We start from the raw sequence: 23,397 nt of genomic DNA on the forward strand, positions 1-23,397 counted from the left end.
TTAGCCAATAGGTGAAGCAATTACATAGGACCTATAAAAAACAATAAATTTAAGCATATGAAACAATTATTTGATGATGTATCTTTCAAGTGTAGTAAATTGGTTACTAAAAATTACAGTACTTCGTTTTCTATGGCGGTTTATATGTTGGCGCCCAGCATTCGTGATGCCATTTATAGCATCTATGGATTTGTGCGTTTTGCAGATGAAATTGTAGATTCTTTTCACGGTTACGACAAAGAAAATCTAATTAATGATTTTGAAGCGGAGTATTACAAAGCGATGAAATTGGGCATCAGTTTGAATCCGATTTTGAATTCCTTTCAGCAGACGGTTAAGCAATACAATATTACGGAAGAAATGATTCAATCGTTCCTCAAAAGCATGAAACTCGATTTAATCAAATCTGATTATCACAGCAAAGAGGAATACAACGAATACATTTATGGTTCTGCCGATGTAGTGGGGCTAATGTGTCTGAAAGTTTTTGTCAAAGGTGATGAAACCAAATACAATCAGCTTAAAGACCAAGCCATGCGATTGGGTTCGGCTTTCCAAAAAGTAAATTTCCTTCGTGATTTAAAAGATGATAATTTAGTATTGAACCGTAATTATTTTCCGGGAGTCGATTTAAAATCCTTTAGTGAAAAGTCAAAAAAAGCAATTATCGAGGAAATCGAGGAAGATTTTAGAATTGCCTACCTAGGAATCGTAAAATTACCTTTGGAAGCCAAATTTGGTGTTTACACAGCTTATGTTTATTACAAAAAACTGCTCAAAAAACTGGAGCACACGCCTTGTAATGAAATTGGAAATACAAGAATTCGAGTTTCCAATTATTCCAAAGCAGGATTGTTGGCACAATCGTTCGTATCTTACAAGCTGAAATTGGTGTAAAAAAAATGCGTAAATTTTTAATTTAATAAAAAGAATATGATTTCCTTTTTTATTTTTTTGAGTGTTTTTTTATTTATGGAATGTATTACATGGCTCACTCATAAGTATATTATGCATGGGCTTATGTGGTATTTTCATGCCGATCATCATCAGCCAAAATATGAGCATACATTCGAGCGAAATGATATATTCTTTCTGATTTTTGCCATACCCAGTATTGTGCTTTTTTATTTTGGAGTACAGGGCGGAATGAATTATTTATTTTTCATTGCTCTAGGAATAACAACTTACGGTTTTTGCTATTTTATGATTCACGACGTATTGATTCACCAACGTTTTAAGTGGTTCAAGAAAACTAAAAACAAATATTTAGTTGGTTTGCGTAAGGCCCACAAAATGCATCACAAACATTTAGGGAAACAGGATGGTGAATGTTTTGGAATGTTGTTTGTGCCTTTCAAATATTATAAAATTTAATATGTCATTATATCTTTTTTTGAATATTGCTTCGTTCTTAATTCCGTTTCTGTATAGTTTTGAAAAGAGAATGAAATACAGTAAGCGTTGGAAAGTCATTTTTCCTTCTTTGATTATAACGGCGCTATTTTTTATTATTTGGGATATTATTTTTACCCAAATGGGAGTTTGGAGATTTAATCCACGATACCATTCCGGAATAGAATTTTTTGGTTTGCCAATAGAGGAGTGGCTTTTTTTTATTTGCATCCCTTACGCCAGTATATTTATTCATTTCTCTTTTCAGTATTTCTTGCCCAATGTGGCTTTGAGCGATACTGTCGTAAAAAAGATTTATTGGTTTTTGATGGTTCTCATTGTTCCAGTGACAGTGTTAAATTATGATAGATGGTACACTTTTGTAAATCTTAGTTTGTTTGTAATTGTTTTAACAATAGCCGTTTTTAAGTTTTCTACAATTTTAAAAACCTATTTCATTACTTTTTTAATAATCTTGATTCCTTTTTTACTTGTAAATGGAATTCTTACGGGGAGTTTTATAGAAGAACCGGTTGTTTTTTACAATGATAACCAGAATTTAGGTATTCGATTGGGGACAATTCCTGTTGAAGATATTGGTTATGCTTTTACAATGTTGTTGATGAGTTTAGTTTTGATGAAAATAATTGATAGAGAAAAATGAAAGTATATAAAAAAGAAAGTGTTCAACATGTCAATGCAACTTTGGATGAATGTTGGGCTTTTTTCTCCAGTCCAGGAAATTTGCAAAAAATAACTCCAGTGTCTATGGGATTTGAAATCACCGATTTTGATAACCAATTGATGTATGCTGGACAAATTATTCAATACAAAATTTCTCCCCTTTTGGGATTAAAATTAAATTGGGTCACCGAGATTACCAAAGTAAAAGACAAATCCTATTTTATAGACGAACAACGTTTTGGACCCTATAGTTTTTGGCACCACAAGCATTTTTTTGAGGCAACTGAAAATGGAGTCAAAATGACCGATGTTGTACATTATGCATTGCCTTTGGGGTTTTTGGGGCGAATCATGAATGCTTTAATTGTCAAAAACAAACTGAAAGAGATCTTTGAGTACCGTTTTGTAAAAGTTGATCAAATTTTCAATTCAAAATAATGCAAAAACAAGAAGTATCTATTTTTTGGTTCCGACGCGATTTGCGTCTCGAAGACAATGTGGCTTTGTATCATGCTTTGGGATCCGATTATCCTGTCATTCCTCTGTTTATTTTCGACACTGATATTCTGAATAGTTTGCCAAAAAACGATGCCCGTGTTGGTTTTATACACGAGTCACTCAGTAAAATAAATATGAAATTGAAAGCCATAGGTAGTTCAATTTTAATCAAAAAAGGAACAACAACTGAAGTTTGGGAATCTCTTTTTCAAGAGTTTGCTATTTCGAAAGTTTTCTTCAATAAAGATTATGAACCCTATGCTATTAAAAGAGATTTAGCCATTTCAGAATTGGCAAAAGCGAATAATGCGGTTTGTTTTTCGTTCAAAGATCAAGTCATTTTTGAAGAGAAAGAAATCACGAAAGCGGATGGATTACCCTATACTATTTATACGCCATACAAAAATAAATGGTTGGAAAAATACAAATCCATAGCGCCGCTTGTAGAATACGATACCCAAAGTTATTTCTATAATTTTCACAAAAGCAATTTTGATTTTCCCACTTTACAACAAATAGGTTTCGAGGAAAGCAACATAAAAGTACAGCCACATAATCTCACACAAATAAGTAATTACCATGAAACCAGAGATTTTCCTGCTATAGACAGCACTTCGTATTTATCACCCCATTTGCGTTTTGGAACATTGAGTATCCGAAGATTAGTGAATTGGGCGGTTCATAAAAACGATGTTTTTTTGAGTGAATTGATATGGAGAGAATTTTTTATGCAAATTCTGTTTAGCTTCCCAAAAGTAGTCAGCCATAATTTCAAATCTGCTTATGATGGAATTCAATGGCGCAATAATGAGGAAGACTTCAAGCGCTGGTGTACAGGAACTACAGGTTATCCTATGGTGGATGCAGGAATGCGTCAGCTCAATGCAACAGGTTATATGCACAATAGAGTACGTATGGTGGTGGCGAGTTTTCTATGCAAACATTTACTGATTAACTGGCAATGGGGCGAAGCTTATTTTGCCGAAAAATTATTGGATTATGATTTGTCGGCTAATGTCGGCAACTGGCAATGGGCGTCAGGAACGGGCTGTGATGCGGCACCTTATTTTAGGGTTTTTAATCCCGACATTCAGCTGAAAAAATTTGATGAAAAAGGAATTTATATCCGCAAATGGATTCCTGAATTTGATTTAGGTTACGGACAGCCAATGGTAGAACATGCTTTTGCGAGAGACCGAGCGATTGCTGTCTATAAAACGGGGATTTTGAAGTGATTTTTTATTCCACCGACAAACATTTATAAAATCGTGAATTATTGGAAACGTTTATGACAGTTGTGCAGAAGTTCTATTGAAAATTAGTAAAAAAAGAAGAGAGAACAATAATGTACAAAAAATTTATAGGTCTTAATCCTTAAAATAAAAATGTGAAAAGAGTTTTAGATGAACTTTTATTACAATCGTAAATAAAAAAAACGACAACACTTGCTGCGATTAACTTGGCTAATTGACTTAGTGAGAAAAATGATTTTGCATTGGGATTCATGTGGCATATTCGAAACGGGACTTAATTTAGTCTCAGCCCTACTTTATTTTCATTACCTTATATACTATTTTTAACTACGATTATCATAAACCAATGTATTCAACTCTTGAGAAATTTATACGAAGTAAAACCGATATTGATGACAAAACACTTGAGGAAATATCATCCTGTTTTAGACTAATAATAACAAAGCGAAATGAAATACTTTTAAGTTATGACCAAGTTTGTAAACATTACTATTTTATAAATAAAGGTTGCATTCGTTTATTTACTACAACTAAGGAGGGTAAGGAAAATTCAAGATATTTTGCTTTTGAAGGAAGTTTTGCTACAGCTTTACCAAGTTTTATTGACCAACTGCCTGCCGAAGAGTTTTTACAAACAATTGAAAAGTCTGAATTGCTTTGTATTTCAAGAACGGACTTCTATTATCTAACTAAAACGGTACCTGAATTTGCAAAAATATACACTGAGATTTTAGAGCTAGGTTTTATAGTAGCACAAAAAAGAATTTATGGTTTTCAGGGTTTTAGTGCATTAGATAGGGTGAAATGGGTAATTGAAAATCAGCCACAATTGTTGCTTAGGGTATCAAATAAGAAGGTGGCTTCTTATTTAGGAATATCTCCATCAACGTTAAGTAGAATAAAATCCAAATTGTAAAAACGTTGACATAGGGCAACAGTTTTGATTTTTACTGTCATTAATTTTGCAGAAACAAATATGACGTGAAAATACAATTCTTATTTCTGCTGCTAAGTTCAAGTATATGTTTTGGACAAAATAATACTGACATAAAAAAGTTACTCTTGCCGGTTGATTACTACGTAAAGGCAGTTAATAATTTAACTCTTGAAGCCTCGTTGGAGTTGGCGAATCGTGTTGCAAAAGCAGCATCTTTACTAGACAAAAAAGTTTCTTTGGCCATAATAGACGCTTCTGGATCCACTATTTTAATTATCCGAGGAGATGGTGTTGGACCACATAACACGGAGGCCGCAAGGAGAAAAGCTTATACAGCTTTATCTACAAAAACATCTACACTTTTATTATTAAGAAGCGCAGAAGTAAATATTGATACAAAAAATTTAAATACACTTCCAGAGTTATTGTTATTGAGCGGTGGAGTTCCGATTTGGTTCAAAGGTGAGATAATCGGTGGAGTTGGAGTGGCAGGTGGTGGTGGTCCTGAAAATGATGATTTGATAGCCAAGTCTGCTTCCATACCTGAAATCGGAATTACAACAACAAAATAGTTAAACTTAATAAATGACAAAATGAAAAAATTAATCGTTACCATCCTTTTATCCATATTATCAGCAGGAGCTTTTGCTCAAAAAAATAACTATCAACTTTCAAGTCATATTTTAGATGTATCTAAAGGTACACCAGCTATAGGAGTGACTATTAAACTAGAGAAATATAATCAACAGTCAAAAATTTGGAATTTTATTGATGAAAAAACTACTGATTCAAATGGTAGGGTTTCTGATTTTCTAAATTCAGAAAAATCTAATACAGGTATTTATAAACTGACGTACTATACTAGCGATTATTTCAAAAAAAATAACACGGATAGTTTTTACCCTTTTATTGAAGTTGTATTCCAAATCAAAGACAATAATCATTACCACGTTCCAATAACACTTTCAGCCTATGGTTACTCGACTTATAGAGGTAATTAATAGTAAGGGAAATGAGAAAAATACTGTATAATATTTAGTAAACGAGGCAAAAAAAGGCTCTTATAATCCTTTCTTTTTGAAAATTTAAATTATTTTTTGAGTAAAAAAGAGGAAAACTATTGAATCAACTTATTGAGCATTCCCTTAAAAATAAAACCGTGAAAAGGCAAAACGGAATACCAGTACAATTTTCCCCAAATACCCTCGGGTCTAAAAGTTGCCGATTGGTACAAAGTATTGTTGATGATTTTGAATTCGAGCCAGGCTTCTCCAGGTAGTTTCATTTCGGCATAGAGAATGAGTTTGCCCTCGTCTTTGTTGGCATACAAAACCCGCCAAAAGTCTAATGCATCACCGGCATGAATGTCGTGTTTGTTGGTGCGTCCTCTTCGAGAACCTACACCTCCAAAAAGTTTATCGATAAATCCGCGTAACTCCCAAAGCCAATCTCCGTAATACCAGCCGGTTTCACCACCAATGGACCAAATTTGGTTAATGGTAAACGCTCTATCTTGGATTTCCATTTTTCTTCGGTCGATAAAACAGTCTTTCTTGGGTACTTTGAGATAGTCGCTTACGTTGCCCACAAATTGCCCGCTAATCATGGCATCTTTCCAACTCGAAGCAATAGTGTCATTGTCAATTTTGACTAAGGCTTTGGACAATGCCAGTTCATAAGGCATAGGCGTAACATTCAAAATGGAATTGATGCTGTTGTCTCGGCAAATGACTTCGACTTTCATACTGCTTACCAATGCCGATGCTAATTTATAGGAGGTCGAGGTTACAAAATACAGCCAATAAGAAGATAATTTTGGAGTCATTACAGGTATGGTGTAAATGTATCTTTTGAGGTGAATGGCTTTGGCGAAGCCTAAAAGCATTTCTTTGTAAGTGAGGATGTCTGGGCCGCCGATATCAAAGCTTTGATTATACGTTGATGGGTTTAAAAGTGATTTTGTCAAAAATTCCAAAACATCTGCAATAGCTATGGGTTGGCATTTGGTATTGAGCCATTTCGGGGTAACCATTATGGGTAATTTTTGAACTAAATCCCGAATAATTTCAAAGGATGCACTACCGGAACCTACTATGATTCCGGCTCGCAATGTGGTCGTAGCAAAGGTTCCCGTATTCAAAACCTGTTCTACTGCTTTTCGTGAGGATAGGTGTTTGGAAAGTGATTGGTCGTTGACAATTCCACTTAAATAAATGACTTGTTTGGCATTCGTCAGATTGATATGTTCTACAAAATTTAAAGCCGAAGTATGTTCCAATTCATCATAATTATTAGCTGAACCTGACATGGAATGGATTAAATAATAAGCGGCATCTATGTCTTTTGGTATGTTTTCTAAAGAGTCTTTTTTTAAGAAATCAACTTCGATTACTTTTACCTTATTTTCATATTCTTTTGGACAAAAAAAACGCTGCTTGTCCCGCACGCAACAAATTACGTCATGGCCTTGTTCTACCAAAATTGGTAAAAGTCGTTTGCCTACGTATCCTGTTGCGCCTGTTAAAAGAATTTTCATATTATATTGATGTTAATTTTATTAGAACTTTACTCTTAAGAATGACTTCTAAAAAAAAGCCACGAATTTTACGAATTAGGAGTAATATTCGTGGCAGATAAATTATTTCTTATTGGTTTTGTTTTATGATTTAGCTCAATTTGTTTGAAACGAGACTTATAAATTCTTTTCTGGTTTTGTCTTTTTCGAACGCACCTGTAAAGGAAGAAGTTGTTGTTACCGAATTTTGTTTTTGAATTCCACGCATTTGCATGCACATATGTTGTGCTTCGATGACAACAGCTACGCCAAGAGGGTTCAATGCTTCTTGTATGCAGTTTTTAATCTGGTCAGTCAATCGTTCTTGTACTTGCATTCTTCTGGCAAAAGCATCGACAATTCTGGGAATTTTACTTAAGCCAACAATTTTTCCGTTGGGAATGTAAGCAATATGTGCTTTGCCAAAAAAAGGCAGCATGTGATGTTCGCACATCGAATATACTTCTATATCTTTTACTACAATCATTTGTTTGTGGTCTTCAGAAAACAATGCCGATTTTAATATGTTTAACGGATCTAATTCATAGCCGTGTGTTAAATACTGCATTGCTTTTGCTACTCTTTCGGGAGTTTTTTCGAGTCCTTCTCTTGTTACATCTTCACCTAAATCACCAATAATTTTTTTGTAGTTTTGGGCTAGTTGTTCTGTTATTTCGGTGTCGTATTGTTCGATTTTCTCGTAACTTCTCATTTCTTTGATCATCTTTTTTTTGCTTTTTTTTATTAAATTTTAAAACTTACGATTCCATAATCCATTTCAAAAACTTGTCCAGAAATGGATTTTGCATTTTCTGAAATTAGGTAATTTGCCATTTCGGCAACTTCACTGGGTTTTAGATAATTTTTCATCGGGTGGCGTTCCACCATGTTTTCTTTCATGCGGTCGTTTCTAAGAATATTTGCCGAAAGCGAAGTTTCGGTTATCGTCGGAGCGATTGCATTTATGCGAACCACCGAAGCCAATTCGGCACCGAGGGATTTTACCAAACCTTCAATTCCAGCTTTTGCAGTAGCAATACTGGCGTGAAAAGGCATTCCTAGTTTTGCCGCAACCGTACTAAATAATACAATCGAAGGATTATTTCCTTTTTTTAGAGCAGGCAAATATTTCTGAATCGCTTTTACAGAGCCAATTACGTTGATTTCAAAATCATTTCTAAAATCGTCAAGATTCAAACTCAAAATGGGTTTTAGTGTAATTGAACCGGGACAATATATAAGAACATCTACGGCTTCAATTTCGGGTAAATCATCTTCAAGAATCGAAATTGGATAATGAATTAAGTTAGGGTGTGTGATGTCAGGAGTCGTCCTGCTGATGTTATATACTTTATTGTTTTCTAATTGTTGCAATAGGATAGCGCTTCCAATTCCTTTGCTACCGCCAATGATTACTATGTTTCGCATATTTTTCTAAAAATTATCTTTTTGATATTTTATTGTTATTGATTTGTCTTTGTCTGGAACATTTGAATCGGCCTTCTTGAAAGTTTCTTAATTTTTCGTGTTTTGTCTTTCGGCCTTGCACTCGCTCGCGCCACATTTTGAAACTGGAAGGCTTCATTTCGGCACGCATAAGGTTGATTACTTCTTGTTCTTTTAAACCAAATTGTATCTGAATTGCATCAAAAGTGGTTCGGTCTTCCCAAGCCATTTCTATGATTCGGTCTATTTCTATTGGTGTTAGTTTAATTTGTAAATTCATCCTATACAATTTTGGGATTAGTCACTATCTCCGATATCAGCCATAGTGTGTAGTTTTAAGATTCTGTTGTTTTCTTCTTTCACAAGAGGATTTTTTTTCATTTCCCACAAAAAATCGCTAGCGTGTTTTCTGGTTCTGTCTATATTAACAATTGGTTTTGGATAGTCAACTCCTAAATCAAAATTGCAAAACTTCTGATCCAAAAAAGTCATTTTTGATGGATTGTGTACAAAAGGAATAGGCAGATTTTGTAATTCCGGAACCCACTTTTTTATAAATTCTCCATTAGGATCGTGTTCTAAACTGTTTTTTAAAGGATTGTAAATGCGCAGCATATTGATTCCGGTTTCTCCCGCTTGCATTTGCAATTGCGGAAAATGAATTCCGGGCTCAAAATCCAGAAACATTTGGGATAAATGTTGGGTTGCTTCTTGCCAGGGTTGCCAAAGATTATGGGTAAAAAAGGAAACGACCATAGCTCGCATTCTGAAATTCAAGTAGCCCGTTTCGTTCAGACATCGCATACAAGCGTCTATTATTGGAAATCCTGTTTGTCCTGTTTGCCAAGCTTGGATATAAGAATCGTTTATTTTCTTTTTTAAAGTATGATATCCCTTGTTTACGCTTTCAAATTCCATGATTTCTTCCATTTCAAATTTTTGTATGAAATGAGCTTGCCATGTTAATCTGGAGACAAAAGAGTCAATTTGTTTTTTGTCAGTACTGATAAATCGAAAATTGGCGGCCTTTTGTAAAACCTGTCTTGAGGATAAATTTCCCCAAGCGATGTAAGGCGATAAACGGCTGCAGCTTTTTCTGGCCAATAAAGGCTTCGAAATATTGCGATTATAATCCAAATACCTATTAGAAAAAAAACTTTCTAAATATTTATTGCCCATCGTAGTTCCTCCTTTTTGAAAAACATCATTTGGAATGGTTTCCAGCGAAACGGTTTCGAAACTGTTTTCTAAAAATTGGATACTTTCGAGAGATAAGAAATTTTGAGAAGTTGCTTCAAAAGGAAATTGCTTGGAATTCATATATTCTTCCCAAAGGCTTACCCATTTTTTTCTGTTTTCTAATCCTCTAAAGATTCCATTATTGATATTTTCTTTCCAATGGATAATATTGTTTTTGCAAAAGCGTTTAAAGGATTTGTCTCTTTCATAAGTAGTTTTGATACCTGTTTCCTGATGAGAAAAAACACTGTCAATTTTGTAAATTTCCTGGATGGAATTGATAATTGAAATCACTTCGCCCGAAACGCTTAAAATTTTAGTATTAAAAGTAACAAGCTGTTGATTGATGTCTTTAATGGATTGTTTGATAAAGTTCCAATGTCTCTCGCTATAATGGCCATCATTTTGTAATGAATTTTCAAAAACATACAATAACAAAGTAGGTTTATTGGACTGAATGGCATTGAATAGAGCTTCGTTGTCTTGCAAGCGAAGGTCTCTTTTGAACCAAACTACATTGATATGACTTTTATTTGTGCTCATTTTTTTTGCTAATGATTTTGTTTCTCCTGCATTTTTCGCTACAGTATTTTACGTCATCCCAAATATGTTTCCATTTTTTACGCCAATTAAAAGGACGTTTACATACCACACAAATTTTTGACGGCAACCCTGATTTTTTCAAACCTTTATTCGTATTTTTTATACTGATTCACCACAATATTAGCTTTCAAATCAAACAGCAAATTGTACAAACCAAAAAAGGTTCGGTTCATATAAATGAAATGCTTCGAACCACGATTACCGTTCATTTTTTTTAAGTTGGTGTCTTTCGAAAATCGTTCTCCGAGTTGTGCAATATTTCCAAAAAATTCCGGATCCGAAAAATCAAAGGTTTCTCCCTGAAAAGGCTGGGTGAAGAGAGACAATAAATCATAAAACATTTGAGTGAAATAGACAATCTCTTCCGCAGAATCATCCGTTCTTAGGATTTCTAATTCAAAAAGTTTCTTTTTGAACAATTGTGGGTTGTCGAGAATTTTTGGATCGACCAATTCAAAATACGGAACGTAAAAATCATTTGGAATTTTCTTCATGCAGCCAAAATCCAAAGCAACCAATTGATTATTATCGTTAACCAAAAAATTACCGGGATGCGGGTCTGCATGTACTTTCTTCAAAATATGAATTTGATACATATAAAAGTCCCATAACGCTTGCCCCAGCTGGTTTCCTAATTCCTTATTTTTGTTTTTGGCGGTGAATTCAGAAAGGTGAATTCCTGTCATCCAGTCCATCGTGATGATTTTCTCAGAAGAGAACTCAGGATAATATTCGGGGAAAACTAAATGCTCTATTTTTTTGCAGGCGGCAACGACCTCTTGACTTTGTTGGAGTTCGAGTATATAATTGGTTTCTTCAATCAATTTGTCTTCGACTTCTTTAAAATACTTATCGGAGTCTTTTCCTTGCAAATTAAACATTCGAATAGCAATGGGTTTTACCAAAGCCAAATCAGAAGAAATGCTATTGGCAACGCCAGGATATTGAATTTTTACGGCCAGTTTTTTACCATTTTTCGTGGCAATATGTACTTGTCCAATACTAGCCGCATTAACCGAATTGGCATTGAATTCGTCAAAAACTTCAAAAGGCGTTTTTCCTAAGTTGGTTTTAAAGGTTTTCAAAACCAAAGGCGCCGACAGAGGCGGTACTGAAAATTGTGACAATGAAAATTTTTCCACATACGCCTGTGGCAAGAAACTTTTGTCCATACTTAGCATTTGCGCCACTTTTAGAGCACTGCCTTTGAGACTCTTTAGACCATCGTAAATATCCTCGGCATTGTTTTCATTGAGTTTGTCGCGGGTCAAATCAGAATTGACCATTTTTTCTCCGTAATATTTCAAATAATTCACGCCTACTTTGGCACCGGTTTGCACTAGTTTTGAAGCTCTTTCTATTTTGGAAGTTGGTATGTAGTCTATCGTTTTCATTATTTGTTGTTTATTTTTTCTTTGAAAATGAATTTTCCAAAATCTATTAAGCTGTCTATTGGTGTAATGTCTATTAATTCGAAAGAAACTTTTACCGATTTTTCGATGTAGATATCCGTTTTCTCAAACGAAGGAGAGGAATCTTCCATCCAAAATTTTAAGGTTAATAGAAATTGAATCCAAAATGATTCCGCTAATACTTTTTCTTGGTATTGCTGTAGCTTTTCAATTTTGATTAGGAAATCATCAGTGATTATCTCGGAGATATAATCTTTGAATTTATTTCTAAATTCGGATAAAATCATTAGGTTTTTTAGTTGATTTTGATGTTGTTTCAAAGTCATGACTATATAACTTCTATTGGCGGTTATCAATTCAAAGAAAGTAAAATAAAAACTCAAGAGTTTGGTTTTCATATCGTAACTTTCGTAATTATCATCTTTCTGCAATAGCTCGATTGTTTTGTCAAAAAGGATATTGAATATTTCCTTTTCAATACTTTCCAATGTGCCAAAAAATGTATAGAATTCAGCCTCTGTAAAACCATTCACTTTTGAAAAATGAAATACAGACTTTGGTTTTTCATTATGTTCTAAAGTATAGTTCATATACATTGAGACAATGAGGTCTTTGGATAAATTTATTTTTTTAGTTGCCATGTTTTAAGTTTTATTTGTGTATAAAGGTAGTAATGTTTAACGTATTATTAATAATGTTAAACAAAACATTAACTTATATTTGTATAGTTTTAATTGATTGCCCCTAATTTATAAAGTAATGAAGCAAAATGTTTTAATAACTGGAGGTACTGGATTTATTGGTAAAAAATTGACCGAAATATTGTTGGAAAGAGGCTTTTCTGTTTCAATACTTACACGAAATAGTAAACCAAATATAGAGGGAGTTACCTATTATATTTGGGATGTATCTAGTCAAAATATTGAAGAAGCTGCTGTGCTCAATGCCAATTATATTATTCATTTGGCAGGAGAGAATATTGCCGAAAAAAAGTGGACTGCCACGAGAAAAACTGAAATCAGGGACAGCAGAACACAATCAGCTCAATTGATTTATAACGTTTTGAAAAAACACAATAAACGGATTGAAGCTTTTGTTTCGGCTTCAGGAATCGGTTTTTACGGAGCCATTAACGGGGAAGGCATTTGTACCGAAAACACATTGCCAGCCAATGACTTTATTGGAGTGACTTGTCAAGAATGGGAAAAATCAGCCGATTTGATGGAAGGTTTGGGTATTCGAACCGTAAAAATTCGAACCGGTTTGGTTTTAGGTAAAGATGAAGGAATATTAAAAAAACTTACTCCAATTTTTAAACGAGGTTTAGGTAGTGCTTTAGGGTCAGGGAAGCAATATATGCCTTGGATTCACATATACGATTTATGTATGATGTATATCGAAGCGATTGAAAACGATAAGATGTCTGGGGCGTACAATGCCACGATTAACGACAGTACTACTAATTTATCCTTCTCCAGAGCATTGGCGAATTCTCTTGGTAAGACAATTTGGTTACCGAAAGTTCCAGCTTTTTTAATCCGAATAGGAATGGGGGAAATGGCCGATATTGTTTTGACCGGAAGGAGAGTCTCTTCGGATAAAATAAAGAAACTGGGCTTTAGATTCCAATTCAAAAACCTCAAAAAGGCACTGAAAGATTGTTTGAAATAAGATTAGTTTAAAATACAATCGATTTGAGTATTTACACTTTTTGAAATTTTGGCAATTACAATACTTGGGATTTCAATATTGAAGTCGTCTGTATTTAATGTGAAATGGGAGTTTATCTGGATTCCATTATCTACTTTTTTAATTTTAGCATTTACAGTAATCAACCTGGTTTGACCATGGAGTGTTAGTTTTCCTTTTATCTGAAAATCTTTTTCAGTTTCAGTTACAATTTTCAAATCAAATTTTTCGATAACTCCTTTAAAAATAGCTTTCGAATAGCGGTCACTTTCCATGTAATTGCTATTGAAATGTTCTTTCATCAAATCTCTTTTGAATTGAAAATTTTTAATGACAGCAGTAAAGGTGATTTGGCTTTTGTCTGGAATCAATGTACAGTCAACTGCATCGTTTTTTGCTTCAACGGCTTCAAATAATGGTACAGAAGCTTCGAAGTAAATGGTGCATTTTGAGGTGCTTAGTTTTTTTTGGGCACTAAGGGGGTATAAGACAAACAACAAGGCTAATAGAGTAAATTTTTTCATAATTATTTCTATTATAGGTTTAATCTAAAGTTACGTTTTTTTTTGTGACAATACTCTTAAAATTACGCCAAAAAAGAAGCCAATATCAAAAGATCGATCTTTTGATATTGGCTTCTTTAAATAGATTTTAGTGTCTAAAAAAAATATTTTCAGTGAGTGTTCTACTCAGAAGCTTAGTAAATTAGGGACTTATTGTTTTTAAGAAAAAATTAATCCAAATTGATTTGAATATTGTATTTTTTTAGTCCCTCCAATGTTTCTTTTGAGGTGTAATTGAATTCTTCTTCGTGCAATTCGCGTTCTTTTTTTAGGGCTATTTGTTTTAATGAATTGCAAAAACGTTTTACATCTTCAAAATTCGATAGTATTAAGCCCGGAACTGCCACACTATTGCCTTCATTATCTTTGGCAACCATAGTGAAATACGAAGAATTACAATGTTTTTTATAACCAGTCTGAATGTTCTCGGCTTCTACTCGAATCCCAACAATCATAGAGCTTTTTCCAACATAATTTACAGAGGCTTTCATTGTCACTAGTTCACCGACTTCAATAGGTTTCAAGAAATTGACAGTATCTACGGAGGCTGTAACACAATAATTTCCGGAAAATTTGGATCCACAGGCAAAGGCTATTTGATCAAGAAGAGATAATATATAACCACCGTGAATTTTTCCGCTAAAATTGGTATGTGAAGGCAGCATTAATACCGAAATGCTGACATGCGATGAAGCAACTGTTTTGTATATTTTCTCCATAGGTTTAGTTTTGGTTAAAAGGGGATTTTTCTTTTTGTATTGTTTTGATAAAGTATCTGGTTTCTCCCCACCAGAAAAAGGTTCTGTATTTTTCTACATAAGTAAGTTTGACGTAATGTCCTTGTAAGATCTTCATTTGTTCAATCACTTCTTTGTCACTATCCAAAACAGAAAATTTGAAAATTTGTGCACCGGAAATTCCTTGGCTCAATTCACCTTCCCAAGTTTTTATGACAATGCCTTTGTGGCTCAATCGAATCAATTCTCCGGATCGAATTCCTTCGCTGACAGGAACATAATAGATGAAAGCAAAATAGCTTAGAAAACCAACCGTAATTGCAACTATAATAAAGGCAAGGACTTTTTTCATTTTGTCTTAATTTAAAAGTGAATTCTCGTCTGTTTCCGCTCTTTTCAAAATATTGTCGGGAAGTGCTTTTTTGGCTTTGGCTCCCATTTTTTTAAGTTTTTCAACGCTGGTGATCAGGTTTCCTTTTCCGTCTACCAGTTTGTTCATGGCGCCTTGGTATTCTACTTTGCTCTCGTCTATCTTTTTTCCAATTTTTATCAAATCGGCGACAAAACCTTCAAATTTATCATATAATGCACCCGCTTGTCTTGCAATTTCGAAAGCGTTTTCCTGTTGTTTTTGGTTGGTCCACATACTGTCAATGGTGCGTAAAGTAGCCAATAAAGTAGATGGTGTAACAATTACGATGTTTTTTTCGAATGCTTTGTTGTATAAGGTGGTGTCTTCATTTAGGGCTATAGCAAAAGCAGGTTCCATAGGGATAAATAACAAAACAAAATCGGGGCTTTCTATTTGGTATAAATCCTGATAATTTTTATTTCCTAATTGTTCTACGTGAAGTTTTATCGAATTGACATGCTCTTTTAAATAACGATTTTTTGTCGTTTCATCGTCATCTTCGTTGATGTATTTTTCATAGGCAACCAGAGAAACTTTAGAATCGACAACCATTTTTTTGCCATCAGGCAAATTGATGACAACATCCGGAAATACTCGATTTCCATCTTCGGTGATATGGCTTTGCTGTACTTCGTATTCGCGTCCTTTTTCCAATCCTGATTTTTCCAGTACGCGTTCCAGCACTAGTTCGCCCCAGTTACCTTGCATTTTGCTGTCACCTTTCAAGGCTTTGGTCAAGTTGATGGTTTCCTTGCTCATTTGAATATTCATTTCGCGTAAACCCAATATTTGTTGGCGTAAAGCAGCATGGTAATCAATACTTTCCTTGTGTGTGTCTTCGACTTTCTTTTCGAATAACTGAATTTTATCTTGTAACGGCGACAGGATATTTTTCATGTTTTCCTTGTTTTGCTCGGTAAACTTATTTGATTTTTCTTCCAATATTTTATTGGCAAGATTCTCAAATTCTTTGGTGAATTTTTCCTGAAGTTTTTCGACTTCCTCTTTTTGTTCCTTGTTGCGTTCCCAAAGATTTTCAAAGTCAACTTCTTTTTTAGAAAGTTGAATGGCCAGACTGTCTTTCTCGTTTCGAATGTTTTCCTTTTCGGAATTGGATAATTCCAGTTGTTTTTCGAAAGTGTTTTTATCCAATAAAAATTGTTCTTTTTGTTGGTTGAATTGTGAATTCAGTGCGATTAATTTCTCTTCCAGGCTTACTTTTTCCGACTGGAATCGTGCCGAAAAAATGAGTTTACCAATAAAGATACCGATTGCAAGAGCAATAATAAAAACCAATAATAAAGGAAGAGTTGTTAACATAGAATTTCATTTTTTAAAAAAGTAAAAGTACGCATTAATACGTAGTACTTAATTTTAAAAAATGAAATTTCACGAATTATTCTAAATCTAATACTAAACGAACAATTTTATTTTTTTTTAAGATTGCAACGCAACCTTTTTATAATAAAGCCATCTTTATTATAAAACCAATTAAAATATAATATGAAGAATTTAATTTCAATCTTGTTTGTTGCCTTAAGCTTTTATTCGTGTAATGATATATCTGATGATAATGCGCAAAATTGCGGCAGTATTACCAATGTAGTTTATGAGAGTTTTAGTTATTGCGGTGTTTTGAAAGAAAACCCAAAACAATATTCTTTTGTGATTTTAAACTCAAGTGAAGATGTACAAAAAATATTTACAACTTGTCAAACTGTCAATGTCGCGCTACCGGATTTTACTCAGAAAAGAATATTGGGGATTTATGCTGGACCAAAACCAACAAGTGGATATGCCATAAAAATTCAATCAGTGGTTGAAGATGATTGCCAAATAGTTGTTGAGTATTTTGAAAAAGAACCAACAAAGGATGAGGTTGTAACTACTGTTATAACTTACCCAGCAGACTATGTTATACTTCCAAAATCAAACAAACCCATTTTATTTAAGAAAGCGAATCAAATTAATGATTATGTAGTTATGGGAACTTATTTTGGTAACTGTACTGGGAATGATTGCCAACAATTTTTTAGAATAGAAAACGCAAAAGTTCTTCATTATCTAAAAGTGAATTATGGTTCTTATGATTTTAATCAATACAGTTACAAAACGTTAGGTTTTAAAGATGATTTTGCAGCTTTTCTTTTGAAAATCCCAACTGAAATTAAAGATTTGAAAGGGAAAACAAAAACATTTGGCTCACCTGATTCCCATGATCAAGGCGGTGTATATTTTGAATGGAGTCAAGCTGGCACTGTAACTAAAATATATTTAGATGCCGATAATTCAGCAGATCAAACGCAAAACATTATCCTTTTTAAGAAAGTAATTCAAGACAAAATAACTGAGTTAAAAACAAAATCATAAAAGAGGGTTAGTTATCAAGACAAACGATGATTTGCGGATAGTAAATCGGAATTGAAGATGAAAACCAGTATCAATATTTAATACTTGCGAAATGGAAAAATTAATTTTTATAATTTTTATTGCTCTTACTTTTTGTTCATGTGCTAATGACGATGCTGGTTTTGATTCAAATTCCAAAAAAGAAATAATGGAGAGTTGGGCCTGGAAAATTTTTATTTTTACAGATGAAGGAGAATTTACACCTGTTGAGACGGTCAAAAATAAATTTGATAATACTACAAAAGTAAGACCTATTTTTGTAGAAGATGTTTTGGGAATTTATAGCAATGACGATTTGTTTTTGAATAATCAAAAAGAAGTATCCAATGCTCCAATTGTTTTTGCCAATTTAAATTTAGCTAAAAGAAAATAATAACGAGTTTAAAACTTATTTCTTGAAAGAAAACATAGAACTATATATAAAAAAATGTGTCGAAAACGACCGGGAAGCACAACTGAAAATTTATCAGTTGTTTTCTCCTGTTTTATATGGGCTATGTCTTAAATACATGCGAAATGAAGATGATGCAAAAGATGTTTTTCAGGAGGCTTTTGTAATTGCTTTTCAAAAAATGGGACAATACAAATTTGAAGGCAGTTTTGAAGGTTGGATTAAACGAATTTTCATCAATAAATTACTGGAAACACTAAAGAAAAAGAAAAAAGATGTACTCTTTCTGGATGTTTTTGATACCGATGTAATTGAGGAAGAAGAGTTAGAACTGGCTTCAATTGATCAAGAAAAGTTATTGGAATACATTCAAGAATTACCCGACCAATACCGAATGGTTTTCAATTTGTTTGTCTTCGAAAAAATGAAGCACAAGGAGATTGCAAAGTTGCTTGAAATTTCAGAAGGAACGTCGAAATCGAATCTGAATAGAGCCAAGAGTATTTTGAAAAAAAGAATTTTGGCTGTATTAAATTGTAAAATAGCATGATAAAATACCATAAAAGTAAATAGAAACAAGGCATGAAAAATAAAGAAGCAAAATCTATTTTTTCTTCATTGGAAAACTTCTCCAGTATTCCGCCTCCCGAATTATGGGATAAAATTGAAGCGCAACTAGATGAACCTAAAAAGAAGAAACGCGCCATTATTTGGTGGTCGATTGCTGCTAGTTTAGTAGTTGGACTTTCTGTTCCAACTATTTTGTATTTTAATGCCAGTCAAGGAAATGGTCTTGAAATGAATATGGAAAATAATGCGAATGAAGTTGTTTTGCAAAAGGATTCGAATTTGAAAAGCAAGAGTGCTCAGGATGGAAATAAAAACCAAAGGGGAAGTAGTAATCTCAATGATAAAGGAATTAAAAATGATGATTTAAATAACAATCAAGTTGTCACAACAACTGTTTCGAGTATTTTTTCTAAAGCAAAAGATTCTGCAAAATTTAATAATTTGAATCAGTGCAGAAAGAAGGGAAAGATTCAAATTGCTAAGAATGAATCACAATCAAATGCAATAGTTTCAAATCAAAATTCAACTTCTACTATTCTAAAATCTGACTTGGCAATTGCCAAATCTGCTCATGGCGAAAATTCAAATTCAAATAAAAATGCAATAGTTAGTAATAAAAAAAGTGACGTTTCAAAAGCAAATAAGGATAAAGGAATTGCAGAAAATACCATTTCAAAATCAGAGATTGTAATTAGTAAATCGGTTCAAGTAAACCAAACATATGCCAATAACAAATCTATTGTAAGTAATCAAAATAATGATATTTCGGGATTAAACAATGATAAAGGAATTACAGAAAAAACAAGTTCAAAAGATTCTTTAAGTAAAATAAAATCAGAAGTTGAACAATTAGAGAAGGCTTTAGTGCAATTGGATAAAGACAAAACAGAGAAAAAAACGGTTTCAGAAAGTATAGATAAATGGTCGCTTCAAGTTTTTGCGGGTGTTATGAGTTCTCAAAATTATAACAATGAAAAAGCGCTGGGAAATACTGTGGCTTCAAAACAGTCTAATGGTTATGGTGTGAAGACGAATTATAAACTGAACAAAAAATGGGGTGTAAGTTCCGGTTTCAAAATTAACGAACTAGGGCAAAAAATAGCTGGAGTTTCTTATTATAAACAGCAAAATTATTCAGGAATGGTATCTGGAAGTTTACCAATAGCAAGTGATACCTATCAACCTAGTTCTGCCAAAAACAGCTATCAGATAGTTTTAATATCAAACAATCAAGATTATATGTTTGCTTCTAATTCTAAAGCTGATAACGGTTTTGAAAAAGGGGATGTAACACAAAACTTGAAATATTTCGAAATGCCATTGGAGGTTTCGTATGCTATTTTGAGTAAAAAGAAAACCAATATTAGCATGAACACAGGAGGTTTTGTCGGGAAATTAATTTCTAATGATATTGCTTTGAATGGTAGTTCAATAGGGGAAAACAAAAATGTAAATGAATTTGTTTACGGAACTTTATTGAGCAGTACGCTGCAATATGAACTCTTTAAAAAGACCAAATTTTTCATTGAGCCAGGAATGAATTATTACATCAATCCTTTAGAAAATCAATCCTTCAATCAATTTCAATGGATGTTTAATGTGGGTTTAAATGTTACTTTTTAATTGGAAATATTAATTCTATACTATTATTTAATTCTTAATACGATTAATATAAAATGCTAGATATTCTTGCGAAAATCTAGCATTTTGTATTTTAAATTAATTTCACTCATCCAATTTTTGGTTCCCTCTGTCTATATGATTGTCTGGATTTGAGTTTGGATATCGATTGGGGGTTATATCAGAATTTCGATCTCTATTTTCTAGTGTTTTTTCTGTGTCTTTTTCCGTTAAAACTCCACGGTTCAAGCCTTCTTTTTCTAGTTGATCTTTATCGATTTCTTCAGGAAGATCTGGAGTAGTTCCTTCAATATTGCGAGCTCTTTGAACTATTTTTTTATTTCCATGGCTATCAATTTCTATTTCTTCCTTAAGTTGTGATATTTCTGGATTCAAGTTTTTGCCGATGGATTCAGTGTCCGAATTTTGCTTGTTATTGGTTTTTTTAGAACCTAAATTATTACTTTCCATATCGTTGAATTTTATGTTAATACTATAAATTACTATAATGATACGCTTTTTATCTGCAGTAATTCAATCAATTAACATAGCATTGGGTTTGAAGAATGAAATGTGCAGTAGTCTTTTTTTAATACTGCAAAAACAAATCTATCTTTGTGCTCACAAAACAAATCTAGAATGTCCCACCATCATTTCGTCCTTCACAAACCTTATGGTTATTTAAGTCAATTTATTTACGAATTGAAGCGTAAGAAGAAACTCTTGGGAGAATTACACGATTTTCCTGCCGGAACAATGGCTATTGGTCGGCTTGATGAAGATTCCGAAGGACTACTTTTATTGACAACCGATGGAAAAATGAGTGAAATCATTCGGAGCAAAAAAGTTGATAAAGAATACTATGTGCAAGTTGACGGTATTATTACTCCCGAAGCCATTGAGCAATTGAAAAGTGGTGTCGAAATTGGTTTTAATGGCACAAAATACATCACCAAACCCTGTGAGGCTTTTATTGTAAATGAAATTCCTAATTTTGGGGCAAGAGGAAAAAAGATCCGGGACGAGCGCCATGGTCCTACTTCTTGGGCTTCTATAACTGTGAATGAAGGGAAGTTTCGACAAGTACGCAAAATGACGGCAGCTGTTGGTTTTCCAACCTTGAGATTGGTGAGAGTCAGGATAGGAAACGTACTTTTGAATGACTTGAAAGTGGGTGAGGTTTTGGAGGTTTCTAATTTCCAATTAAACGATTAAAAAATTACCGATTAAACAAATAAATATGCTAAACATTGTTCTCGTAGAACCTGAAATACCTAATAATACCGGAAATATTGGTCGTTTGTGCGTTGGCACCGAAAGCCGTTTGCACCTTATTCATCCTTTTGGATTTGTCATCAATGACAAAAACCTAAAACGTTCCGGACTTGATTATTGGGTACATCTTGATGTCACTGAATATCAAAATGTAGCAGAATGGATGTCGCAAATTGCAGATCAATCAAGAGTTTTTCTGATGAGTTCCCATGCTTCAACATCAATTTATGACGCAAAATTCCAAGACGGGGATTGGTTGGTTTTTGGCAAGGAAAGTGTGGGTTTGAGCGCCGAAGTTTTAGCTTTATTCGAAAACCACCTGACTATCCCTATGTCTCCGTTAATTAGAAGTTTTAATATTGCTAATTCAGTTGCTTTTGTTGTTGGAGAAGCAAAGAGACAGGTTAATTTTAGATAGGATGAGACCAATAATAGATCCAGATAATTTATTACATTCAGAAGAAACCCGGGTTTATATTTCAAGGGGTACTATTGGTTTCAGGATATTTATGCTTGTCCTAGCTTTTGGATTCAGTTTATATTTATTTTGCGTTAAGGAATATTTTTCTGCTCTTATCGTTTTTGCTTTTTCCTGTTCTTTTATTAAAGAAATTAAGAAGTTAGCATCTGAATGGGAGGTAGTTCAAATGAGAATCAATTCCCAAGGAATTCAAATTAAAAATGAGCCAATAGTTACGTGGGATAAAATTGAAAACGAAAGAATCGTTACTGTCGTATTGGATACAAGTGATGGTCACAGTTATCAGCATGACTTTGCTTTTTATGATGCCAATAATCATACCACAATGCAATTCAGTGAGAATGAATTTAATCTCAGCTCACAGGAATTATTAACTTCTACTAAAATCCACAGACAGCGATTTAACAATAAAAAAAACTAAGTAATCACCAACTTCCTATCGGGCAATGAAATTAATATAGGAATTTACAATTCTATTTGCGGTGCTTTCCAATGAAGGTTTTGCATCTTTGAAATCTTCCTTGAGTTTACCTTCAGGAGTAAAAAAATTAGCCACTTTAGTTTTCAGAGGAACCTTATCAATATAAATTTCTTCTACAGTAAAAGTAAGGGTATATTTTTGATTTTCTCCAAACACAATTTTAAGACTGTATTTGATGTCTAAATTATATTGTACAGCTAAATTCCAATAGTAATATGCATTTTCGTAGCGAGCCTCTATTGTTAAGGAATTTTCGGTCACATCAAAAACATCAGAACCCTTTGCATTGTAATACGATGCCCATTCTTTAGATTGTTCTATTAACTTATGAATGGGTTGATTGGGTATATCTATTACAAGAGGAGCAAAGCCTTTAGGTGTTAATTCCAATTTTGTCTGTGCCGAACTTACGATAATCCAAAAAAGTAAGACTATTTTAAATAAGTATTTCATTTATAAGTGTTTATGGCTTTTACAAAGATAAACAACTTATTGTAGGTTTTTGAAAGTAAATTTTCCTTTTTCCCTTTGGAAAATTCATTTTCGTCCCTGAATATGAGATCAAAAACTATTGACCAGACCTAATGTTGTAATTAATCACAAGTTTAATCTTGCTAATTCAGTTAGCAGAGACAACGAGATAGATTTGATTATGTATTTAGGATGAGGAGTTTAAAATCTATTGATTGTAATGGATATCAGTTTTTTAAAGGAAATTTCATATATTTGAGATGGACAATATTAGGTCTTA

General features: G+C 33.3%; 30 protein-coding genes. 16 read left to right on the plus strand and 14 right to left on the minus strand.

The genetic code is table 11. From position 1 onward, the window contains the following. Positions 1-57 precede the first annotated feature (57 nt). The 8 genes from C8C85_RS12950 (at position 58) to uraH (ending at position 5,765) form a co-directional block, all read left to right on the plus strand. Positions 58-897, plus strand: coding sequence for a phytoene/squalene synthase family protein (locus C8C85_RS12950; protein ID WP_116797433.1), 840 nt, complete (start codon positions 58-60; stop codon positions 895-897). Positions 898-933: 36 nt separating this feature from the next. Then, positions 934-1,374: a sterol desaturase family protein gene (locus C8C85_RS12955; RefSeq protein WP_116797434.1), complete on the plus strand. Its 441-nt coding sequence runs from the start codon at positions 934-936 to the stop codon at positions 1,372-1,374. A 1-nt stretch (position 1,375) separates the two neighbouring features. After that, the gene (locus C8C85_RS12960) at positions 1,376-2,056 is read left to right on the plus strand and encodes a lycopene cyclase domain-containing protein (RefSeq protein ID WP_207786933.1); all 681 of its coding nucleotides are present in this window, start codon (positions 1,376-1,378) and stop codon (positions 2,054-2,056) included. Next, positions 2,053-2,514, plus strand: a complete 462-nt coding sequence (locus C8C85_RS12965; protein ID WP_116797435.1) for an SRPBCC family protein — start codon at positions 2,053-2,055, stop codon at positions 2,512-2,514. The genes C8C85_RS12960 and C8C85_RS12965 overlap by 4 nt, the downstream gene beginning before the upstream one ends. After that, entirely contained in the window at positions 2,514-3,809 is a 1,296-nt protein-coding gene (locus C8C85_RS12970; protein WP_116797436.1) for a cryptochrome/photolyase family protein, read from the plus strand. The genes C8C85_RS12965 and C8C85_RS12970 overlap by 1 nt, the downstream gene beginning before the upstream one ends. A 364-nt stretch (positions 3,810-4,173) precedes the next feature. Further along, the gene (locus C8C85_RS12975) at positions 4,174-4,743 is read left to right on the plus strand and encodes a Crp/Fnr family transcriptional regulator (RefSeq protein ID WP_116797437.1); all 570 of its coding nucleotides are present in this window, start codon (positions 4,174-4,176) and stop codon (positions 4,741-4,743) included. A gap of 146 nt (positions 4,744-4,889) precedes the next feature. Then, a complete protein-coding gene (locus tag C8C85_RS12980; RefSeq protein ID WP_243412108.1) occupies positions 4,890-5,336 on the plus strand; it encodes a heme-binding protein in 447 nt (148 codons plus the stop codon). Between the two features lie 21 nt (positions 5,337-5,357). Then, positions 5,358-5,765 (plus strand): hydroxyisourate hydrolase, encoded by a 408-nt coding sequence (gene uraH, locus C8C85_RS12985; RefSeq protein ID WP_116797438.1) that lies wholly within the window; start codon positions 5,358-5,360, stop codon positions 5,763-5,765. Positions 5,766-5,881: 116 nt separating this feature from the next. Here uraH and C8C85_RS12990 read toward each other — a convergent pair whose 3' ends face one another. The 8 genes from C8C85_RS12990 to C8C85_RS13025 all read right to left on the minus strand — a co-directional run bounded on the left by C8C85_RS12990 (position 5,882) and on the right by C8C85_RS13025 (position 12,659). Then, positions 5,882-7,300, minus strand: a complete 1,419-nt coding sequence (locus tag C8C85_RS12990) for an SDR family oxidoreductase (RefSeq protein WP_116797439.1) — start codon at positions 7,298-7,300, stop codon at positions 5,882-5,884. A gap of 130 nt (positions 7,301-7,430) precedes the next feature. Further along, a complete protein-coding gene (folE, locus tag C8C85_RS12995) occupies positions 7,431-8,042 on the minus strand; it encodes a GTP cyclohydrolase I FolE (RefSeq protein WP_243412109.1) in 612 nt (203 codons plus the stop codon). 20 nt (positions 8,043-8,062) lie between these two features. Further along, on the minus strand, positions 8,063-8,746 hold the full coding sequence (locus tag C8C85_RS13000; protein ID WP_116797440.1) for an SDR family NAD(P)-dependent oxidoreductase: 684 nt from the start codon (positions 8,744-8,746) through the stop codon (positions 8,063-8,065). Positions 8,747-8,759: 13 nt separating this feature from the next. Beyond that, the gene (locus tag C8C85_RS13005) at positions 8,760-9,044 is read right to left on the minus strand and encodes a TIGR03643 family protein (RefSeq protein WP_116797441.1); all 285 of its coding nucleotides are present in this window, start codon (positions 9,042-9,044) and stop codon (positions 8,760-8,762) included. 17 nt (positions 9,045-9,061) lie between these two features. Continuing rightward, the gene (locus C8C85_RS13010) at positions 9,062-10,546 is read right to left on the minus strand and encodes a cryptochrome/deoxyribodipyrimidine photo-lyase family protein (RefSeq protein ID WP_116797442.1); all 1,485 of its coding nucleotides are present in this window, start codon (positions 10,544-10,546) and stop codon (positions 9,062-9,064) included. Next, positions 10,533-10,688, minus strand: a complete 156-nt coding sequence (locus C8C85_RS13015) for a DUF2256 domain-containing protein (RefSeq protein ID WP_116797443.1) — start codon at positions 10,686-10,688, stop codon at positions 10,533-10,535. Before C8C85_RS13015 ends, C8C85_RS13010 begins: the two co-directional genes overlap by 14 nt. 4 nt (positions 10,689-10,692) lie before the next feature. After that, positions 10,693-12,000 (minus strand): ABC1 kinase family protein, encoded by a 1,308-nt coding sequence (locus tag C8C85_RS13020; protein WP_116797444.1) that lies wholly within the window; start codon positions 11,998-12,000, stop codon positions 10,693-10,695. Beyond that, positions 12,000-12,659 (minus strand): TetR family transcriptional regulator C-terminal domain-containing protein, encoded by a 660-nt coding sequence (locus C8C85_RS13025; protein ID WP_116797445.1) that lies wholly within the window; start codon positions 12,657-12,659, stop codon positions 12,000-12,002. Before C8C85_RS13025 ends, C8C85_RS13020 begins: the two co-directional genes overlap by 1 nt. 118 nt (positions 12,660-12,777) lie before the next feature. Here C8C85_RS13025 and C8C85_RS13030 point away from each other — a divergent pair, with 118 nt between their 5' ends. Continuing rightward, positions 12,778-13,689: a TIGR01777 family oxidoreductase gene (locus C8C85_RS13030; protein ID WP_116797446.1), complete on the plus strand. Its 912-nt coding sequence runs from the start codon at positions 12,778-12,780 to the stop codon at positions 13,687-13,689. A gap of 2 nt (positions 13,690-13,691) precedes the next feature. Here C8C85_RS13030 and C8C85_RS13035 read toward each other — a convergent pair whose 3' ends face one another. The 4 genes from C8C85_RS13035 to rmuC all read right to left on the minus strand — a co-directional run bounded on the left by C8C85_RS13035 (position 13,692) and on the right by rmuC (position 16,739). Further along, the gene (locus C8C85_RS13035) at positions 13,692-14,231 is read right to left on the minus strand and encodes a YceI family protein (RefSeq protein ID WP_116797447.1); all 540 of its coding nucleotides are present in this window, start codon (positions 14,229-14,231) and stop codon (positions 13,692-13,694) included. 209 nt (positions 14,232-14,440) lie between these two features. After that, positions 14,441-14,989, minus strand: a complete 549-nt coding sequence (locus C8C85_RS13040; protein ID WP_116797448.1) for an acyl-CoA thioesterase — start codon at positions 14,987-14,989, stop codon at positions 14,441-14,443. A gap of 4 nt (positions 14,990-14,993) precedes the next feature. After that, positions 14,994-15,359, minus strand: a complete 366-nt coding sequence (locus C8C85_RS13045) for a 6-phosphogluconate dehydrogenase (protein WP_116797449.1) — start codon at positions 15,357-15,359, stop codon at positions 14,994-14,996. A gap of 6 nt (positions 15,360-15,365) precedes the next feature. Then, on the minus strand, positions 15,366-16,739 hold the full coding sequence (gene rmuC, locus C8C85_RS13050; RefSeq protein ID WP_116797450.1) for a DNA recombination protein RmuC: 1,374 nt from the start codon (positions 16,737-16,739) through the stop codon (positions 15,366-15,368). 183 nt (positions 16,740-16,922) lie between these two features. On the opposite strand from rmuC, the gene C8C85_RS13055 reads away from it, so the two are divergent. The 4 genes from C8C85_RS13055 (at position 16,923) to C8C85_RS13070 (ending at position 20,412) form a co-directional block, all read left to right on the plus strand. Further along, entirely contained in the window at positions 16,923-17,789 is an 867-nt protein-coding gene (locus tag C8C85_RS13055; RefSeq protein ID WP_116797451.1) for a protease complex subunit PrcB family protein, read from the plus strand. Positions 17,790-17,880: 91 nt separating this feature from the next. Then, positions 17,881-18,201: a hypothetical protein gene (locus C8C85_RS13060; RefSeq protein ID WP_116797452.1), complete on the plus strand. Its 321-nt coding sequence runs from the start codon at positions 17,881-17,883 to the stop codon at positions 18,199-18,201. A gap of 22 nt (positions 18,202-18,223) precedes the next feature. Continuing rightward, positions 18,224-18,769, plus strand: coding sequence for an RNA polymerase sigma factor (locus tag C8C85_RS13065; protein ID WP_116797453.1), 546 nt, complete (start codon positions 18,224-18,226; stop codon positions 18,767-18,769). Between the two features lie 32 nt (positions 18,770-18,801). Further along, positions 18,802-20,412, plus strand: coding sequence for a hypothetical protein (locus tag C8C85_RS13070; protein ID WP_116797454.1), 1,611 nt, complete (start codon positions 18,802-18,804; stop codon positions 20,410-20,412). Between the two features lie 102 nt (positions 20,413-20,514). Here the strand turns inward: C8C85_RS13070 and C8C85_RS13075 are convergent, their stop codons facing one another. Next, positions 20,515-20,880, minus strand: a complete 366-nt coding sequence (locus C8C85_RS13075; RefSeq protein WP_116797455.1) for a hypothetical protein — start codon at positions 20,878-20,880, stop codon at positions 20,515-20,517. Positions 20,881-21,048: 168 nt separating this feature from the next. Here C8C85_RS13075 and C8C85_RS13080 point away from each other — a divergent pair, with 168 nt between their 5' ends. The 3 genes from C8C85_RS13080 to C8C85_RS13090 are packed head-to-tail and all read left to right on the plus strand — an operon-like array spanning position 21,049 to position 22,586. Continuing rightward, the gene (locus C8C85_RS13080; protein ID WP_116797456.1) at positions 21,049-21,624 is read left to right on the plus strand and encodes a pseudouridine synthase; all 576 of its coding nucleotides are present in this window, start codon (positions 21,049-21,051) and stop codon (positions 21,622-21,624) included. A 25-nt stretch (positions 21,625-21,649) separates the two neighbouring features. After that, complete coding sequence (locus C8C85_RS13085) at positions 21,650-22,102, plus strand: tRNA (cytidine(34)-2'-O)-methyltransferase (protein ID WP_116797457.1); 453 nt, start codon at positions 21,650-21,652, stop codon at positions 22,100-22,102. Position 22,103: 1 nt separating this feature from the next. Next, on the plus strand, positions 22,104-22,586 hold the full coding sequence (locus C8C85_RS13090) for a hypothetical protein (protein WP_116797458.1): 483 nt from the start codon (positions 22,104-22,106) through the stop codon (positions 22,584-22,586). A 15-nt stretch (positions 22,587-22,601) separates the two neighbouring features. On the opposite strand, the gene C8C85_RS13095 is transcribed toward C8C85_RS13090, so the two are convergent. Beyond that, a complete protein-coding gene (locus C8C85_RS13095) occupies positions 22,602-23,099 on the minus strand; it encodes a hypothetical protein (RefSeq protein WP_116797459.1) in 498 nt (165 codons plus the stop codon). Positions 23,100-23,397: the final 298 nt, after the last annotated feature.

This window comes from Flavobacterium sp. 103 (genome assembly GCF_003096795.1).
Taxonomy (GTDB): domain Bacteria; phylum Bacteroidota; class Bacteroidia; order Flavobacteriales; family Flavobacteriaceae; genus Flavobacterium.

Bases quoted from the DNA above. Each gene is read 5' to 3' on its own strand.
- C8C85_RS12950 (WP_116797433.1), top strand. From the start codon at position 58: ATGAAACAATTATTTGATGATGTATCTTTCAAGTGTAGTAAATTGGTT.
- C8C85_RS12955 (WP_116797434.1), top strand. From the start codon at position 934: ATGATTTCCTTTTTTATTTTTTTGAGTGTTTTTTTATTTATGGAATGT.
- C8C85_RS12960 (WP_207786933.1), top strand. From the start codon at position 1,376: ATGTCATTATATCTTTTTTTGAATATTGCTTCGTTCTTAATTCCGTTT.
- C8C85_RS12965 (WP_116797435.1), top strand. From the start codon at position 2,053: ATGAAAGTATATAAAAAAGAAAGTGTTCAACATGTCAATGCAACTTTG.
- C8C85_RS12970 (WP_116797436.1), top strand. From the start codon at position 2,514: ATGCAAAAACAAGAAGTATCTATTTTTTGGTTCCGACGCGATTTGCGT.
- C8C85_RS12975 (WP_116797437.1), top strand. From the start codon at position 4,174: ATGTATTCAACTCTTGAGAAATTTATACGAAGTAAAACCGATATTGAT.
- uraH (WP_116797438.1), top strand. From the start codon at position 5,358: ATGAAAAAATTAATCGTTACCATCCTTTTATCCATATTATCAGCAGGA.
- C8C85_RS12990 (WP_116797439.1), bottom strand. From the start codon at position 7,300: ATGAAAATTCTTTTAACAGGCGCAACAGGATACGTAGGCAAACGACTT.
- folE (WP_243412109.1), bottom strand. From the start codon at position 8,042: ATGATCAAAGAAATGAGAAGTTACGAGAAAATCGAACAATACGACACC.
- C8C85_RS13000 (WP_116797440.1), bottom strand. From the start codon at position 8,746: ATGCGAAACATAGTAATCATTGGCGGTAGCAAAGGAATTGGAAGCGCT.
- C8C85_RS13005 (WP_116797441.1), bottom strand. From the start codon at position 9,044: ATGAATTTACAAATTAAACTAACACCAATAGAAATAGACCGAATCATA.
- C8C85_RS13010 (WP_116797442.1), bottom strand. From the start codon at position 10,546: ATGAGCACAAATAAAAGTCATATCAATGTAGTTTGGTTCAAAAGAGAC.
- C8C85_RS13020 (WP_116797444.1), bottom strand. From the start codon at position 12,000: ATGAAAACGATAGACTACATACCAACTTCCAAAATAGAAAGAGCTTCA.
- C8C85_RS13025 (WP_116797445.1), bottom strand. From the start codon at position 12,659: ATGGCAACTAAAAAAATAAATTTATCCAAAGACCTCATTGTCTCAATG.
- C8C85_RS13030 (WP_116797446.1), top strand. From the start codon at position 12,778: ATGAAGCAAAATGTTTTAATAACTGGAGGTACTGGATTTATTGGTAAA.
- C8C85_RS13035 (WP_116797447.1), bottom strand. From the start codon at position 14,231: ATGAAAAAATTTACTCTATTAGCCTTGTTGTTTGTCTTATACCCCCTT.
- C8C85_RS13040 (WP_116797448.1), bottom strand. From the start codon at position 14,989: ATGGAGAAAATATACAAAACAGTTGCTTCATCGCATGTCAGCATTTCG.
- C8C85_RS13045 (WP_116797449.1), bottom strand. From the start codon at position 15,359: ATGAAAAAAGTCCTTGCCTTTATTATAGTTGCAATTACGGTTGGTTTT.
- rmuC (WP_116797450.1), bottom strand. From the start codon at position 16,739: ATGTTAACAACTCTTCCTTTATTATTGGTTTTTATTATTGCTCTTGCA.
- C8C85_RS13055 (WP_116797451.1), top strand. From the start codon at position 16,923: ATGAAGAATTTAATTTCAATCTTGTTTGTTGCCTTAAGCTTTTATTCG.
- C8C85_RS13060 (WP_116797452.1), top strand. From the start codon at position 17,881: ATGGAAAAATTAATTTTTATAATTTTTATTGCTCTTACTTTTTGTTCA.
- C8C85_RS13070 (WP_116797454.1), top strand. From the start codon at position 18,802: ATGAAAAATAAAGAAGCAAAATCTATTTTTTCTTCATTGGAAAACTTC.
- C8C85_RS13075 (WP_116797455.1), bottom strand. From the start codon at position 20,880: ATGGAAAGTAATAATTTAGGTTCTAAAAAAACCAATAACAAGCAAAAT.
- C8C85_RS13080 (WP_116797456.1), top strand. From the start codon at position 21,049: ATGTCCCACCATCATTTCGTCCTTCACAAACCTTATGGTTATTTAAGT.
- C8C85_RS13085 (WP_116797457.1), top strand. From the start codon at position 21,650: ATGCTAAACATTGTTCTCGTAGAACCTGAAATACCTAATAATACCGGA.
- C8C85_RS13090 (WP_116797458.1), top strand. From the start codon at position 22,104: ATGAGACCAATAATAGATCCAGATAATTTATTACATTCAGAAGAAACC.
- C8C85_RS13095 (WP_116797459.1), bottom strand. From the start codon at position 23,099: ATGAAATACTTATTTAAAATAGTCTTACTTTTTTGGATTATCGTAAGT.